The 16,415-nt window shown below is 62.8% G+C and carries 12 protein-coding genes; 4 read left to right on the top strand and 8 right to left on the bottom strand.

The window, feature by feature from the left end; genetic code table 11:
* The first annotated feature begins 73 nt into the window (after window positions 1-73).
* Window positions 74-2,392 carry a PKD domain-containing protein gene (locus BP869_RS06140; RefSeq protein ID WP_342677911.1) on the top strand — a complete coding sequence of 773 codons (2,319 nt, stop codon included), beginning with the start codon at window positions 74-76 and terminating at the stop codon, window positions 2,390-2,392.
* Window positions 2,393-2,415: 23 nt separating this feature from the next.
* Here BP869_RS06140 and budA read toward each other — a convergent pair whose 3' ends face one another.
* From budA to BP869_RS06155, 3 genes are read right to left on the bottom strand one after another with little or no spacing between them, the layout of a single operon-like run.
* A complete protein-coding gene (gene budA, locus BP869_RS06145) occupies window positions 2,416-3,225 on the bottom strand; it encodes an acetolactate decarboxylase (protein ID WP_342677913.1) in 810 nt (269 codons plus the stop codon).
* Window positions 3,222-4,532: a class I SAM-dependent methyltransferase gene (locus BP869_RS06150; protein ID WP_342677915.1), complete on the bottom strand. Its 1,311-nt coding sequence runs from the start codon at window positions 4,530-4,532 to the stop codon at window positions 3,222-3,224. Before BP869_RS06150 ends, budA begins: the two co-directional genes overlap by 4 nt.
* Before the next feature lie 35 nt (window positions 4,533-4,567).
* Entirely contained in the window at window positions 4,568-6,748 is a 2,181-nt protein-coding gene (locus tag BP869_RS06155; RefSeq protein ID WP_342677917.1) for a PAS domain S-box protein, read from the bottom strand.
* 436 nt (window positions 6,749-7,184) lie between these two features.
* Here BP869_RS06155 and BP869_RS06160 point away from each other — a divergent pair, with 436 nt between their 5' ends.
* On the top strand, window positions 7,185-9,482 hold the full coding sequence (locus BP869_RS06160) for a tetratricopeptide repeat protein (RefSeq protein ID WP_342677919.1): 2,298 nt from the start codon (window positions 7,185-7,187) through the stop codon (window positions 9,480-9,482).
* On the opposite strand, the gene BP869_RS06165 is transcribed toward BP869_RS06160, so the two are convergent.
* Window positions 9,469-10,299, bottom strand: coding sequence for a nucleoside 2-deoxyribosyltransferase (locus tag BP869_RS06165; protein ID WP_342677921.1), 831 nt, complete (start codon window positions 10,297-10,299; stop codon window positions 9,469-9,471). The two genes, BP869_RS06160 and BP869_RS06165, sit on opposite strands and share 14 nt — an antisense overlap.
* Before the next feature lie 30 nt (window positions 10,300-10,329).
* On the opposite strand from BP869_RS06165, the gene BP869_RS06170 reads away from it, so the two are divergent.
* Complete coding sequence (locus BP869_RS06170; RefSeq protein WP_342677923.1) at window positions 10,330-10,827, top strand: DUF367 family protein; 498 nt, start codon at window positions 10,330-10,332, stop codon at window positions 10,825-10,827.
* 753 nt (window positions 10,828-11,580) lie between these two features.
* Here the strand turns inward: BP869_RS06170 and BP869_RS06175 are convergent.
* Both BP869_RS06175 and glgP read right to left on the bottom strand, forming a co-directional pair.
* Entirely contained in the window at window positions 11,581-11,871 is a 291-nt protein-coding gene (locus tag BP869_RS06175; RefSeq protein ID WP_342677924.1) for a 2TM domain-containing protein, read from the bottom strand.
* Between the two features lie 55 nt (window positions 11,872-11,926).
* The gene (glgP, locus tag BP869_RS06180) at window positions 11,927-14,086 is read right to left on the bottom strand and encodes an alpha-glucan family phosphorylase (protein ID WP_342677925.1); all 2,160 of its coding nucleotides are present in this window, start codon (window positions 14,084-14,086) and stop codon (window positions 11,927-11,929) included.
* Window positions 14,087-14,328: 242 nt separating this feature from the next.
* Here glgP and BP869_RS06185 point away from each other — a divergent pair, with 242 nt between their 5' ends.
* Window positions 14,329-14,820: a hypothetical protein gene (locus BP869_RS06185; protein ID WP_342677927.1), complete on the top strand. Its 492-nt coding sequence runs from the start codon at window positions 14,329-14,331 to the stop codon at window positions 14,818-14,820.
* Here the strand turns inward: BP869_RS06185 and BP869_RS06190 are convergent.
* Window positions 14,817-15,530, bottom strand: coding sequence for a winged helix-turn-helix transcriptional regulator (locus BP869_RS06190; protein WP_342677929.1), 714 nt, complete (start codon window positions 15,528-15,530; stop codon window positions 14,817-14,819). The genes BP869_RS06185 and BP869_RS06190 overlap by 4 nt on opposite strands.
* A 6-nt stretch (window positions 15,531-15,536) precedes the next feature.
* Window positions 15,537-16,238 (bottom strand): hypothetical protein, encoded by a 702-nt coding sequence (locus BP869_RS06195; RefSeq protein WP_342677931.1) that lies wholly within the window; start codon window positions 16,236-16,238, stop codon window positions 15,537-15,539.
* Window positions 16,239-16,415: the final 177 nt, after the last annotated feature.

Genomic DNA, 16,415 nt, shown 5'->3' on the forward strand with positions numbered 1-16,415 from the left:
GGCGGCTGGCTTTTTGTGGGCCGCATTCATATTAGCAGTCTGTATGTCATTTTTTTCCGTACCTGGTGCGGCAATGACATGGAATTTCGAGGTCGTACAGATGGGGACTCCCGGCAACTGGCCGGTCAATTATGTCGACTCGCTGGTGCTGGACTCTGCGGGGGATCCGCACATAGTGTATTACGATTCGACGGATGACAATACGGACCGTCTCGTCTATGGAGCGAGGGATGGGGATGACTGGACTCTGGAGACGATCGAGACACTGGACAATATAAGTCCGTATTCTGCTCTCGCCCTTGATCTTTCAGACGCCCCGCATGTCTGTTATTTCAACGAGACGGCCCTTGTCCATGCCTGGGACGAGGGCGGCGGTGACTGGCAGCGCGAGGTCGTCGGCACCTATGAAGGGAGATATCTCTCCGGTGCCTTCGACCCGTCGGGAGACTTGCATCTGGTCTATTATAACTCCACCATGGGGCAGCGCGGCCTGCGGTATGCCGTCTGGGATGGGAGTGTCTGGACTGACGAGGAGGTCGTCCCCGATGCAAATCAACTCTTCAGTTCTCTTGTGGTCGGTGATGACGGCGCAGTCCATATCGCCTACATCAACGGGAAGACGGGCAACCTGATGTACCGCCTGAAGGAGGGATCTTCGTGGCTCTCTGAGACCGTGGCTGAGGGTATGGGGACGTACTATGAGGAAAGTCCGGGCTACACTTCGATCGCCCTTGACGGCAACGGTATGCCGGCAATATCCTGTTACAACTTGGATGGCGGGACTCTCAGGTATGCGTGGCAGGAGGACGGGACATGGCAGTACGAGGACGTAGCGACGGCAAAATATCCGGGATATCTGGGGGACCGCGCATCTCTTGCATTCGATGGAAAGGGCCTGCCCGCGATCGCCTTCACCGTCGAGAATGAATCTGATGAGGAGGAAGCGACGGTCATTTATGCCGTGAAGAATGACGAAACCTGGAGTTTTGCCCGGGTCTGTGAGGGAGGCCGCAAGGGGTCGGGAGGGTCTCCAGACCTTGCCATGGCCGCGGACGGGTCGCCGCGTCTCAGCTGCCGGACAGGGCCCCATGATTCGATCGAGTATATCTGGCCTGTGCCCGAACTTTTTGCCGCAAATTTCACCGCCAATGTCACCTACGGGCATGCGCCCCTTGCTGTGCACTTTATCGACGAGTCGACAGGCGGGCCTGACACCTGGTTCTGGGAATTCGGCGACGGCGAGAGTGCGATTGATCAGCACCCCGAGTATCTCTATACCCTTGCAGGGGTCTATGACATCTCTCTCACCATCTCGGGGGCCTCAGACGAGAAAACTCTAGTGCAGGAGGGATATGTGACCGTCCTTCCGCGTGCCAATTTCTCGGTGAACGTGACCTCGGGCACGGCACCTCTTGCCGTCCTCTTCACCGACGAGTCGACAGGCGAGCCAGATAGCTGGGCCTGGGACTTCGGCGACGGGAACGTCTCCGCCGATCCTGAGTGGCTCCATGTCTATGAAGAGGTAGGGAACTATTCGGTCTCCCTGACGGTTGCGAGGGGAGATCTGCAGAACACAACCGTCCTCGCGGAGGAGATCGTCGTCCTGGCGAAGCCGACGACCGAACCAACCACCGAACCAACCACCGAACCAACCACCGAACCAACCACCGAACCAACCACCGAACCAACCACCGAACCGCCTTCGCCGCCGTCTTCGGGCGGTGGTGATGGCGGCGGCGACCGATCGTATGCGTATGATACGGCCGGCAGCCTGAAGGCGGGTGAGAATGTCACATTCACCTTTGACAGGGGCGCCATCTCGGCGATCACCTTCACCGCCGGCGAGAGGATTGAGGGGATCATGGTGACCGTCGAGCCGGTGGGCGATGGTCCACTGGATTTCGACGGCCCGGTGTACCAGTATATCGAGGCCACGCTCTCGTACGTCGAGGAAGACGCCCTTCTGGGGACGACGTTCTTCTTCGACATACCGAAGAACTGGCTCGCGGCAGAGGGACTCGGCCCCGGCGATATCGTCCTCTGGCACTATGATGATGAAAAATGGCAGCCTCTCCTCACCGAACTGGTGCGGGAGAGCGACGGCCGGGCGTACTACCGCGCCCACTCCCCCGGGTTCTCGCACTTCGCCATCGCCGAGGGGAAGGGGATGACACTTCTTGTGGTCGAGAGCGCGGCCTCGGCCGGGGAAGTGATCGAAGAGACCACCGAAACGCCGGTGGATGAGGTCACGACACCGGTTTCCAGCGAAACGACGATGCCGGAGACGGACACGACGGCCCTGCCGCCCACGACAGCACAGCCCTCTCCCGCGGGCTTTGCGGCGCTCATTGTCTCTCTTGTCCTGGTGGTCCTGGTGCTCAGGCGCCGATAAATCCCTTTTTTTTAAAGTCAACCCTACCGCTCGGCCGAGGCCAGTTCGGCCTCCCGGCCGCCGGAGAGGTTTGCCGCCGTGAAACCACCTTCATCAGGGAGAGAGAGCCTGATCTCCGGGGTGATGTCCAGGGAGATGGTGGCGTGCTCCACCGTGGCATCGAGGAGGTGGCCGCCGCCCGTCCTGTCGTCGGCAAGATAGTGGAGGTGGAAGCCCGGCACATTCACTCCCGCGAGATAGCCGGGGAGCCAGAAACCGACGAGGCTCCCTTCCTTCCGGCCGAAGGTGAAGACATGCTGGGCTTTCGTCGCCTCTGCGAGGGGCGGGTAGGGTTCTTCCTGCCTGTCGACACTCCGTGCGGTCACGTTCGTGAACGTGCCTTGCACAAGGATGGCGCAGGGGAGGTTCTCCGAGGGGAGGGCGGCTTCGATCGAGGCCTCAAGGCCTGTAAGGGTGAGGGGACCTGTGACCTCGAAGACGATATCGGGCTCGAAGACCGTCACCGCCGCGAAGGGAGTCCCTGTACTCCCATCTACCCGCATGACCGTTCCGTCGCCCTTCACCTGCCACGCCTCGCCGTCGACGACGATGAGCTCGCCGTCCAGTCCTTCGAGGGTCCCGATGCCGGTATCGCCGCGGGCGAGAAGGCTGTCGATATCGGCGGCGCCGTCATAGACCCCGTCGAGGAGGGCGCCGATCGTCGAGATCTGGTACAGCGTATCGTCGGCGACGGCACGGTCTCCCGACCACCTGACGGCTGTCATGGCAAAGAATGCTGTGGATATAACGAGCAGTGCAAGAAGGACGGCATACCGGCCCTTCTCCGGGATCATGCGCCGTTGCCCCCGCCGATGGGCGTGACCGTCGTCTTCCGGCCGATGATGATGGAGTAGGTGTCGGCCTCCCTGTTGTACCTGACCCCGGCATTCCTGATCGAGAGGATTTCACCGTATTTTCCTGATATCAGCGCCTCATTCTCTTCGGTTGTGGCATATACCGGGAGCACCGCATAGACTGGTGTCTTTGTCGTGCCGTCGCAGATCTTCACCACATGCCTCTTCTCGTCGCCGATGTCAGGCGACATCCGGGCGGCGCGGACGTGGATCTGTCTGCCGACATGGGAGGCGAGGGAGCCGAGGCGTGCCGCCTTGTCCTGCTTCCCGATACGGTACGAGAAGCGGGTCAGGTCGTCTTTTCTGAGGATCGCGTAGGAATACTTGATGTCGGTGTTCATGAAGCGGTAGCCCTCCTCTCCGGTGGCGAGGGTCTCCATCAGGCGCGGCGGTTTCACGTCCGGGCCGGTGACGAAGGTCCAGCACCTGTCAGGCCGACAGGTTTCGCCCCATAGTGGGGTGCAGGGGGCATAGGTGGAGAGGCCGCGCGAGGCAAGCGCCGCCTGGACCTCCCTGAGGGCGGTCGAGCCCTCTTTCTCCGCGGGCTCGATCAGGATGACAGAGCCTTCAGGAGAGAGGAGTGCGGCGTACCTGGCGACAAGGTCTGCCTTCCCCTCGGCATCGAGGCCGGCGATCTCGTTCAGGACATTGGAGAAGACGATGAGGTCATAGGTGCCGGTGACCTCGACCGTATCCTTGAGGTCGGCGAGGAGGGGGGTCGAGACGACGACCTGCCCTTTCTTCTCCGCGTACGGGGGGACGAGGGCTGTGTAGGCCTCGGTATTCTCGTCAGAACGGTCGATCGCAGTGATGCTCGCCTGTGCGGCATCAAGCCTGCCATAGTAATCCGCGATGGCAAGGGAGACGACGCCGGGCCCCGAACCCGCGTCAAGCACCCGCAGGTGCCGGGGTATGAGTCCGTCCTGCACCATCTCGTGGAAAAGGAGCTCGAACTGCACCAAGTAGACGGGAAAATGGTACGAGAGGTAGGCGAGGACGTCGTAGCCGCGGCCGTATGCGATCTTCCTCTTCTTCCCCTTTGCCCAGTACCGCCCCTTCTGGGTGACGACGGCCTCGCGGATCCGGCCGAGGATGACCGGGTCGTTCCAGGCCTTCCCGGTCTTCTTTGCAATATATTCCTCGATGAGCCGCTCCATCCGCCGGGGTACCCGCGGGGAGGCGAGGAACTCCTCCTCTTTTCTGGTCTCGTCAGGCGAGAGGACGAGGGGATCTGAAGGTCGCGTCATGGGAGAAGATTTCTCCGCCTCTCCTCATAAACACCTTACCGGGAGGGGGGCAGGGGGGTCCCCGAGGAGACCATGCCGGTGATTGTCCCGGTATCATCACGCACGATAGCGTTGTGCCAGAGGATGCAGACCTCATCGCCGCCGCGCCCGAGCACCGGGCTCTCCTCCTCGTCAGGAGGGACGACCTCGCCGGCCATGATCTTTGTGAAGTTCGCCTCCAGGCGGGGACGGAGGTGTGCCGGGACGAGGGCCGCAAACCAGTTCTTTCCGGTGATCTCCTCCTCTTCGTAGCCGAGGATGCGGCACCCCATCCTGTTCATCCGCTCGATCGTCCCGTCTGGCCCGATGACCGCGATCATCACCCGCGCCACGTCAAGATAGCGCTGGGCGCGGTCGCGCTCAGTCTTCACTGTCTCCTGCGCCCTGATCCTGCCGATGACATTGGCGACCTGGGCGGTGGTCGTCTCCAGGGCCCTGATGCCGTACGCCGGTATCTCTGTATGGCGCCGTGAGGCGACGAGGAAGACGGCCATCAGGCGGTCGCCGTCCTTTACCGGCACCGCCGCCACGCCGGCGATCCCTTCCTCCGCGAGGGGGGCGAAGGAGGGGTCGAGGGCCGGGAGGTCGCCAGCCTTCCAGGAGGCCGATGCCGGGCCTGAAAGGAGTGAGGCCACCGTGGTGCCGGTATCAAACCGTCTCATCATCCCGGCAAAGGCCGGGGGGACTCCGGTGGTGGCGGCAAGGACAAGGTCCCCGCTCCCGTCGTCGGTCATATAGACGGCGCCGGCATCGGCACCTGCTGCCTGCACCGCCGCACCCAGGCAGAGGTTCAGCGCCTCCCCGAGGGTGGCGGCGCTCCCGAGGGCGAGGGCGAGGTCGCGCTGGCTCCGCAGGAGGGCGTCGGCACGGACGTGGGTGGTGACGTCGCAGATGATCGTGAGGATGTACTTCATCGTGCCGTCAGAACCGGTGATCGGGATCTTCTTTGCCTGGAGGTAGCGTTTCTCCCCGCACCTGAAGGAGACGGCTGTCTCCGGGCATTCGAAGGTCTTCATCTCCGCGAGCACCTGCTCCTCGCCACAAGTCATGAAGGGGACAAGGTCGGGCGGGAAGATCTCGTTGTCTTTCTTCCCGGTGAGACTCTCTGAGGTACCCCCGGCAAACGCCTCTGCCGACCGGTTGAAGAAGACATAACTTCCGCCCTCGATCTCCTTGACAAAGACCATGTCGGGGATGTTCTGGACGATGCAGTGGAGGAAGGACTTCCAGCCCCGCACCTGCCTCTCGGCCTGCTGCCTTTCGGTGACGTCACGCGCCACCATGCGGTAGCCGGCAAAGTCCCCGATCTCGTCGAAGTCCGGGGTGCCGCTCGCCTCAAAGATGAGGTGGCGGCCGTTCCGGTGGAGAAGGGGGATGGAAAGGAGGGAGAAGGGTTCACCCGAGGCGAAGGGTGCGGAAAACTTTGTCCTGACCTTTTCAAGCTCTTTTTCCGGGACGAAGTCCAGGAGGGAATGCCCTTCCATCTCTTCGGGCGCATAGCCGAGGAGGTCGAAACTCTTGGGGCTGACATAGGTGAAGGCCTGGTCGCTGTCCAGGTTCCAGATGATATCGTTGATGTCTTCGACAAGGGCCCTGAACTTCGCTTCACCGGCGCGGAGGGCCTCCTCAGACTCTTTCTGCTCGGTGATGTCTTCGAGGATGATGGTGATCCCGGGGTTGCCGTCATTGAAGGCCGTCGGCAGGATCTTCATCCTGAAAAAAAACTCGCCGTCTGCTTGGAGGAAGCGGATCTCCTCGACAACGTCTTCTCCCCCGAGAGCGTCGTCGATCCGCGCCCTGATCAGGGGGTGGTCGAAGGCCGAAAGGGTCGACTCTCCCATCCTCTTCCCGATCACCTCGTCACGGTCGGCATGGGCGATTGAGAGGATGCGGTCGTTTGCCTGGACAACGGTGAGGTTCCGGTCCAGGATCACGACGCCGTCAGAGGCGAAGTTGATCATGGCGGAGAGGGGGACCCGCTGGGAGGGGTAGAAGACCTTTGCCTTGCCATAGGTCCGCATCTCCACCTCGCCGGCGATGAGGAGCATGTCAAGATAGCGCGAGACCGTGTTTCTGTTGATCCCGAGATTCCCTGCGAGGTCGGTGACCGACATTCCCCGGGGGTTTGCCTTCAGACGCTCAAGGATCTTCGGGATCTCTTCAGGATAGGGTCTCATGCCATATTTAATCTGCAACCGGTCAGTACTTATCGGTTTCGTCGTCGACAGGCATTGTGCGAAGCCTCATGGGTGGCGTCAATGCCATGCAATACGAGAAATGTTTATATATGATTACAATCAACATATGATTGCCGACGTCCTCTCCGGGTGTGGGGAAATCCCGGACAGGGCGGCAGAATCAGGAACACCATCGACAGGCACTGCATCACCTAACTCAAGAACACCTCTAATGCACCTCAAAAGTGTCTGGCACGCGCATCATCTATCAGTTATATCGGCCTGAAGGGGGAGGGCGGCCCTCCCACCTGTGCAATCAGGACACGTACATTCCTTTCCGGGGGTGGCAGGCCCCCGGAACCCTTTTACACCTCTCCACAGATCAATACGGGTATCACGCCGGAGTGCAAAGTGATCGTACACGAGGTACGACGAGATGGACACGACCGTTGCGCTGAACTTTTTCTGGGAACACACGTGGATCGCATGGTGGACGGGAAAAAAGGCCGACCCCGCGACCGCGGCACGTCTCCACCTCTTCCTCCTGAGACGTGCCCGCGACATCGGTTTTGCCACCAACACCGCTGCCAGGGCCTATGCCGACGAAGGGGCCCGGAAAGCCCTCAGGGCGGCGCTGAAAGGGGCACTTTCCGACAGCGCCCCTGAAGCCGCAGGCAGAGAAGACTATCTCTGGCACCGCTACACTGCTTTCCTCGCCGCCGGAAATATTGAGGCAGCAGGTTTTATCGAGACGATGCTCTCTTATCCCCGTGCCGGGACGCCCGACGCCTACCCGGCCCCGCCGGTTCCGGCCGGTGCGCCCTCATCCCTCCGGGCCTGGGAGCAGGCGGAGAAGCGGGCTGTTATGGCGGGTATCAGGTGGCCTGAACTTTATTTCGAGTCCCCGCTCACTACAGGGTTCCCGCACACCCAGATCATCCCGGCCGAACTTGAGATCGCCTCCTTCGCCTTTGCAACTCTCAGGGACTTCATGGGCGGGAAACTGCCGGCCGGCGGTGCAGAGTCCTTCGAGCACTATATCAACGACGCCGTGACTGTCATCACCTTTGCCTGGTTTGCGGCGAAGAACCCTGAGGACCAGACCGCGGTCCTCAATGCCGCCTATCCTTTTACTCTCGAAGAGGAGACCCTCGACGCTTTTGTCGGGCTCTTCGACGATTATGAGACTCTCCTTGAGGAGGCCGGGGGGCTCGTGAGGAGGGGCTTTTCCGAGGAGGCGAAGACGGTCTATGCCTACACGGTCCTCCACGCCGGCGACCCGGCCCTCCACCACGCCGCCTACGAGAACCTCGCCGTCCTCTTCAGGGAGGAGGGGGAGTACGAAAAGGCCGCGGGGTGTGCGGAGAAGGCGCTCGCGATCAGGGAGGGGATGCCCGACCGCGACCCCCTCTCCATCGCCCTCGCAAAGAAGAACCTTGCCGAGGTGCTGTACCTGGCCGGGGAGACTGAACGCGCCGGCGCCCTCTCCGCCGCGGCTCTCGACGCGGCCGGCGGCCTCGAAGCCGGAAAGGCGGCGGCCCTCCTCTGGGCCGTGGCCTCCTCCTTCAGGAGGACCGGGCGTTTCGAGGAGGAGTACGCTCTCCTCACCCGTATCCTCGACCTGGATGCCCCGGGCGAGGCGACGGACGCGGCGGTCGAGCGTCTCTTCTCGATGGACCAGTACGCCCGCCCTGACGGGGCCTTCGATATGAAAGGCCTGGCCGCGATCGAGGAGAGGCGGCGGTACCTCGACCTCTTCGGCAAGGGTGCGGTCCTCCTCCAGGCCTTCCAGTTCGACCGGGCCATCGGGAGTTTCGAGGCGGCCCTCGCCATCTCGCGGGACGCCGACCTCCTGCGGAACATCGCCATCGCCCACCGCCTGTACGGTTCGCCTGATGCCGCCCGGCGGTACCTGGAGGAGGTCATCGCAGCCCGCCCGGGCGACCTCTATGCCCTGATGCACCTCGGCCTCCTGCAGGAAGGTGAGCAGAGGGACGCCCTTATCAGGGAGGCGATCGGGCGGGCCCTCGACGGTGGGGCAGACCTCGCCCTCGTCCTGTACCCCCTGATCAGCGGCCTCGTGGCCGGGCCTGAGGAGGAGTTTCTCCCCGGCATCGACCGCTTCGGCGATCTTCCCTCCCATGACGGGGCCCGCGCCCTCTACTTCCTCGGCGCCGGGACGATCCTCTCCGACCTCGGTGTCGCCGACGCCGCCGCGACCTGCTATCGCCGGGCCCTGAAGGCGAACCCGCCGGCAGGGGTGCGTGGCCGTATCCTCAGGAACATGGGTGTCCTCGCCGCAGACGGCGACGATGCCGCACGGGCGGCTGACCTCCTCGGGCAGGCCCTGAAGTTCGCCCCTGCCGACCCGACGGTCTGGCGCCGTCTTGCCGGCGTGCGTGCGGCCCTCGGCGATGCGCCGGGTGCGTCCGCGGCGGCCCGCGAGGCGGCGCACCTCATGCCGACCGATGCCGTGTTCAGGAAAGAGAAGGCCCTGCGGGATGCACAGGCGGCGGCAGCGCCGGTGATGCCGGCCGACAGGACCGCAGCCGTCCTTGTCGCCGCGGCCGAACGAATGATAGAAGAGGAGGGGAGTGCCCCTGTCGCTCTCAGGGCCTATGCCGCGGCGATCGGCATGACAGGCGGCGAGGTGCCCGACCTGCCGGCGCCCTCCGGCTACGAGGAGGCGCTCTCCGCGAGGGAGCGCCTGATAAAACTCCTCAACCACGCCTGAAGGCCTGTTCAAGCGCCGGGACGATCTCTTCGACGGCAGTCACGACTGTCGAGGACTCTTCAAGCATCAGGTTCACATGCTCGTTGTGGCCCGCCCGCCTGAAGTCTGTCCGCAGGGCGATGACCGGGATTCCGCGGGCATGGGCGTAGCCCATCTCCCACGCGGTCCCTGAGTCGGCGTCTGCCCCGTCGACAACGGCGACGACGGCGTCCACTTCCCCGAGGGCCGCCACGTGCCGGCGAAAGATCTCGCGCTGCGAGGAGCGTGCCCGCGTGGCGTCGGTGTCCCCGACCTCCTGCGGGAGGTAGATATCATAATACGCCTCTTCCAGGATGTCCCGCACCTTTTTGTTGAAGTCCTGCTCGGCCTCGGAGAAGAGGGGGGCGGCGAAGTAGACGCGGTACCGTGCGAACTCCAGCACGTCGACGGCCCTGATGCCGGGGAACCGCGCCAGGAATGCGCCCCTCCCATCCCTTTTTTCGTCGTGCCAGGTGGTGTTCACCCCGCAGCACGGCGACGAGTCAACGCCGACGATGCAGAGGGGAGGCCCTCTTTTTTCGACGACGGCCAGCACCTCCTCCTCCATCCGATCGAGGACGTCGGCGAAGGCGGGGGTGTCCAGACGCTCGACATAGGTGCCGGGCGCCCGGCCGCGGCCGAGGTAGGCGGTCTCCGGGCAGGGGAGGGGGACGACTTCGATCCCGAAGCGCCGGCAGCGTTCGAGGGCAGCACCGAAGGCCCGGAGGTCGGACTCTTTCGTGATCCCTTCGGCCCTGAGGGAGGGGTCGAGGAGGCAGGGGGAGACAAGGACATACATTCATCTCCACTCTGCGCCAAACCGAGATAGATGATACGTCTCTTTGCCTTCAGGGACAACTCCTGCGACCCCAGGAAGTGCACGGTGAAACGCCTGGAAAAGTGGGGGATGGTGAGGGTCTTCGACTCGCTCGCCCGTATCCCGAAGTCCTCCCTCATCCTGGACCCCACGGCAGAGCAGGCCCTCTCCCCGGCAGACAGGAGCGTCCCCTCGATCACCGCCCTGGACTGCTCCTGGGAGGTGCTCGACACCGGCGAGGTGACCCGCTGGCCCGTCCGCCGGGCCCTCCCATACCTCGTCGCCGCCAACCCGGTGAACTTCGGCCGTCCCCTCCGCCTCACCTCGGTCGAGGCCTTCGCGGCCGCCCTGTACATCGTCGGCGAGAAGGAGCAGGCAGAGGCCGTCCTCTCGAAGTTCAACTGGGGCCTCCACTTCCTCGAACTGAACGCCGACCCTCTGGCCGAGTATGCCGCCGCGAAGAACTCGACCGAAGTCGTCGCGATCCAGGCGGCGTACATGCCGGATTGAGGGGGGCTCAGGGTCTTTAGATGTCATCTTCTGAGGGATGACAGTGGGCCGGTGCCTGTGCCGGGGGGCTATGCCTCCCGCACCCCCCATCCTTAGGATAGGGGGAGGATGGCAATCGCCCTCCTATGGGTTTCCTCCTCTGTCTTCCCGGGGCCAATCCTGAGCTGGGTCCGGGGGTGTGGTCCCCCGGCGAACTGTAGGGGGAAGGCAGTGGATCAGCACGCACACCACGAGATCAAAGAGGAGACATCAACCTGAGTCTGGGAGTTTACCATGAAAATGATCCAGACGTTCAATTCTGGAGTTATGGATGAGAATTTGAACACACAGATTTCTCTCATACCCGATATACGGAGAACAAAACCGCCCTCAGAACGATCGGGCTCTTTGCCTTCCCGCCCCTATCTTCGTCCCGGGGGTCCGGGGGCAGCGCCCCCGGCGTGAAGATGCGGGAAGGGGTGATGATCAGGCGTGCCGCCCCGACCACAGAATCTTCACCGCCGTCTCGCACCGGGGGGCGTTGCCCCCCGGACCCCCCACGGATGAAGATAGCCGAGGGGCGGCAATTGAACAGTATCCTTCAGGTGCCCTGTTGCAAGGAGAGGAATCAAGTATCCCTCCACACTCAGGAGAACTGCAACGAGAAATTTTCATCACGTATGCTTGAGCCAGGGGTTCATGCCCGATTCTATAGAACCCATAGCACAGTATTTGCCAGAGACTCTCCTCAAAAGAGTCTTCCATCAGCCCTCCTCACCTCTTCTTCTCCTTCTCCATGATCTCCCGGACCTTCCTCTCTTCCCATCCCCTCCCGAAGAGGCCCTCCTCGACGAAGGTGCTGTAGGCATGGACCAGCAGGCCGATGCCCCAGAAGATGGCGACCCAGTAGAACCACCACGCTCCCGGGGTCGTGAACCAGTTGATCAGGAAGAGCATCGTGTTTATGATGATGTAGACCGCGAGGTGGCCGTAAAAATCCTTGATCTCCTTGACCTGCCGCAGGGCGCGGTCATAGGAGGCAGAGTCTGAGTCTCCGTCCTGCATTATTACTCCTCCCCACCGCGGGGGAATAAAACCTTACGTTATCTTCTCCGCTCTTTCAGCGGATCACCGGGATGCCGGCCGCTGCCAGGATCCGCGGGTAGTAGTGGTACACGTACTCCTTCACCATCCTCTTCGCCGAGAAGGCCGGGGCATTGCTCCGTATCGCCTCTTTCATCGTCTTCACCCAGCCGTGCGGGACGGCGTGGAGGTCGGTCGCATAGTAGAGGGGGATCACCTCCTTTTCCAGGGCCTCGTAGATGGCGTTTGCATCGGCCGCGTCCCTGTCGCCCTCGACGACCTCGCCGCCGAAGGCCCAGCCGTTCCTCCCGTTGTAGCCCTCCGGCCACCAGCCGTCCAGGATCGAGAGACTCGGGACGCCGTTCATCGCCGCCTTCATCCCCGAGGTCCCGCTCGCCTCCCAGGGCGGGAGCGGGTTGTTGAGCCAGAGGTCGACGCCGTGGACGAGGTACTGGGCGAAACGCTCGCCATAGTCCTCGACGAAGGCGATCTTCCCGCCGAACATGCCGGAGCGGGCATACTCGTAGACCTTTTTGAGGAGGCGCTGGCCCTCGATGTCGTCGGGGTGGGCCTTGCCGGCGAAGATGACCTGGACCGGGTACCAGGGGTTGTTCACGATCCGCTTCAGCCTCTCGAGGTCGCGGAAGATCAGGTCTGCCCGCTTGTAGGTGGAGAAGCGGCGGGCAAAGCCGATGGTGAAGATCATCGGGTCGAGGAAGACGCCCTCGGCGATGACGTTCTCCGGGGTGTCGGAACCGTCTGCCCAGGTCCGCCTCTCCATCTCCCTGATGCGGTTGAAGAGTTTTGTCTTGAGCCAGAGGTGGAGGCGCCAGAGTTCTTCGTCCGGGATCTCGTTGACCAGTTCCCAGATGATCGGTCTGTCGTGCTCCATCTGCCAGTACGGGCAGACTGCCCCGATGTAGCGGTCGAAGAGCGCCTCCATCCTGGGGTTGAGCCAGGTGGGCAGGTGGACACCGTTCGTGATCGCGTCGATCGGCACCCGCTCGGGCGGCAGGCCGGGCCAGAGGGGCTGCCACATCTGGCGCGTCACCTCGGCGTGCTTCTTCGAGACGGCGTTATGGTAGGCCGAGAGGCGCATCGCGCAGGCTGTCATGTTGAAACCGGCGCCGGGGTCGTCGGGCCGTGCGCCGAGGGCAAGGAAGTCTTCCCGCGAGATGCCGAGGCAGCGGTAGTAGTTCTGGAAATAGCGGTCGACCATCTCGTACGGGAAGATGTCGTGGCCCGCGGCGACGGGCGTGTGGGTGGTGAAGACGCTCGTGCCGCGCACCTGTTCGAGCGACTCCTCGAAACTCATACCCTGTCCGACCCTCTCTCGCACCCTCTCGACAAGGGCGAAGGCCGGGTGGCCCTCGTTGAGGTGAACGCCGGTGTAGTGGACGCCGAGGTACGAGAGGACTTTCCTCCCGCCGATGCCGAGCACGATCTCCTGGAGGAGGCGCTGCTCCCTGTCGCCTGCATAGAGACGGTGGGAGATGGAACGGTGTTCGGGACTGTTCTCCCTGATGTCGGTGTCGAGGAGGTATAGGGGCACCCGGCCGACCTGCACCTTCCAGACGGCGACGTGGATCGGGGGTTCGATGTGCGGCACCCGCAGGGTGAGGTGCTCTCCCGAGGGGTCGAGCACCCGGGTGATCGGGGCGCTGTCCCGGTCGAGCCTCTCCTCGACATTCACCTGCGAGCCGTCAGGGGCGATGTGCTGGTGGAGGTAGCCGGACGAGTACATGAAGCCGACGGCGACCAGGGGGACGCCGAGGTCGGAGCACTCCTTCAGGTGGTCGCCGGCAAGGAACCCGAGTCCTCCGGCATAGAAGGGGAGGGAGTGGTGGAGGCCGTACTCCGCGGAGAAGTAGGCGATGGTGACGGGACGCACGGCCGGGTACTGCTCGGTGAACCAGGTGTTTTTCCGCCCCATGTATTCCTGGTAGCGCTCCATGATGATGTCGTAGCGGCGGAGGTATTCCCGCTCCCGCGCCACCCGGTGGAGAAACTCTTCCGGGACCTCGCGGAGCATCCTGACCGGGTTGTGCCGGCTCTCTTTCCAGGCCTGTCCGTTCACCTGCTTGAAGAGGACGCGGGCGGCAGGGTGCCAGCTCCACCAGAGGTTGTAGGCGAGGTCCACCAGTCCCGCGATCCGTTCGGGGACGCGGGTGAAGGAGACAGGGTCGATGGTGTCCATGATCTTCGGGCAGGCGATAGATCGGGAGAGGGATATATATTGGTATGGGGTGGCGTTTCCTCCTGCCCCGCAGGAATGGGATAAATCTGCAAATTGTCGGCCTGTTTGCATTTTTGACAGACAATAATTTATAAAATTGACATGGGCTATCTCAAAAACTGGCAAATCTATATATATCATGGGCCTATTTATTCACGAGGACTGCCGGTCCGGGAAACGACCCGGCCCGGGAGGTGAGGATTATGCAATATGTACTGACCACAATCATCGTACTCATTGCTGTGACCTGCACGGTCACCGGCATGGCAATCGTCGCTACCTTTCCGGGATATTTCCAGATGGGGGGGAATGATGCGGGGGCGGCCTCTTCCGATCCGGGGGCTGCCGCCGTCTTCCAGACGGTGATGGCCTGCCACGGCATCGACTGCGGTGCGGAGGCGCTCGCCGCTGCACCAGACAACCTGACGGCGCAGGAAAAGATGGTTCTGTCGGCGAGGTCATGCGGCCTTGCCGCGCGGGTGGAGACGGGTCTCTCCCTCGCCGACCTGGGGGAGGTCGTCTCCGAGAACGGGCCTGTGATCGCCGCCCTTGATGGGGGGGAGTACGCCGTGGTCACCGGTGTCGGCGGCGGGAATGTCACTCTTGAATCGGGGGTATCTCTCAGCGCCACGGATTTCAAGGCCCTCTGGCCGGGCGGAGAGTGTCTTGTCCTCGGCGGTCCGGCCGCATCTTAATTCCCTTTTTTTCCGAGCCAGATCGTGAGGTCGGCGGCCACATCGTCCCTGATCTCGTACCTGACTGTCCGCCCTGCCTTTTCCTGCCGCACGATGCGGTCTTCTGTGAGCCTTTTCATGTGCCAGCTGACGGCCGGGGCCGAGACCCCGACGGCGTCGGCGATCTCCTGCCTGGAGGGGGCATGGCCGCGGAGCAGTTCCCCGAGGATGGCGCGGGTGGTCTCGTTTCTCAGGTGCCGCAGGACGGTCTGCTGGGCCGGTGTATAGGTGCCGCTGTTTTCGTAGAAGTGGAGGTGACCCCCGTCGTTGAGGGTTGTGATCGTGTGGTTCTCCTGCAGGACACCGAGGTGGTAACGGAGCGTGCTCATCGGTGTGTCTGTGGCCGCGGAGAGGGCGCGGAGGTGGATGCCGGGCATCTTCCTGATGCTGTCGAAGATGTCCGACCTGACGGAATTGTCCAGAAGTTCCTCGCGGTTCAGACGGCGGCACCTGAGGGATATCCATGCCCAGAACCCTGTGAATGCCTCCAGGGGGAGGGTGCAGAGTTCGATGAGGAGGATCCAGAGGGGGAGTTCGAGGAAAGAGACCTCGCGGGGTGTGATGGGGAGACCTGATGGCGGGTCCAGATGGCCGGAACTCACCGTGTACCCGGCTGAAACCGCCCTGACAAGGGCGAAAGCGAGGAGCAGGAGGAGGGTCTGGCGTTTCATCTCTCTTCACTCGAGGTAGGTCTGAAAGGTGACGTTTTCCCGGGAGGCGACGAGGGGGACTGTCGTCTTAAAGGTCCAGGCGCCGACAGCGACCCCGCTCTCCCGGGAGAAGCGGAGGAAGATCCGCCCATCTTCTTTCCCGTCGCTCCCGTCCCTGAAGGTGCCGAGGATGCCGCCGGGATGGTAGACAGTGAGGGCGTGGTCGCCGTCGCCCTCCCATCGCATGTCGACCCAGAGGGTCTTCCCCGGCGAAGGGACGTCTTGGCTGTAGTAACGGGAGAAGGAGAGGACGGGGACGGCGGGCTGCGTGCGGGTAGCGGTTTTCTCTGCGGCAGCGTCGTAGACCGGCGGCGCCGCGCCCCCGGCTTCCTTTGCGGTGGTGGCGGGGGCGGCAGGGTAGATGGTGATATAGTCGGCGGCAGAGAGGGTGTCGTTCCGGGTTTCGACGGTGAAGATCCCATCAGTATCCGCGCCGCCGCCCGTCTCTGCCACGGAGGCGGGAGTGGCAGGATAGGCGATGATATAGGCGACGACATCGGCCGAGTCGCCCGTGATGATGATTGCGTCGGATGTCGGTGTGGCCGACACGATCTCTATGGTGACAGACTCTGTCAGGGGCGTGGCCTGCACCGTCGCCGCCACCGCACCGGGTGCGAGGAGAAGGACGAGCAGGAGTGCGAGCGCGTACGTCCTGATCCACCTGTCCATGGGGTATGATCTGAACGTCCTTCCATCTTAAAGGATCTGGCACAAATGTTTACGGATTCTCCGCCTTTGATCTGACGCGTAGACGATTGTGCCATAACGGCTTTTATATCCCCCGTCCCATGCATCTTCATCATCCGGAGAACGGACGGAAGAACCATGATACGATGCGAACATCTG

This window comes from Methanofollis sp. UBA420 (assembly GCF_002498315.1).
GTDB lineage: Archaea > Halobacteriota > Methanomicrobia > Methanomicrobiales > Methanofollaceae > Methanofollis.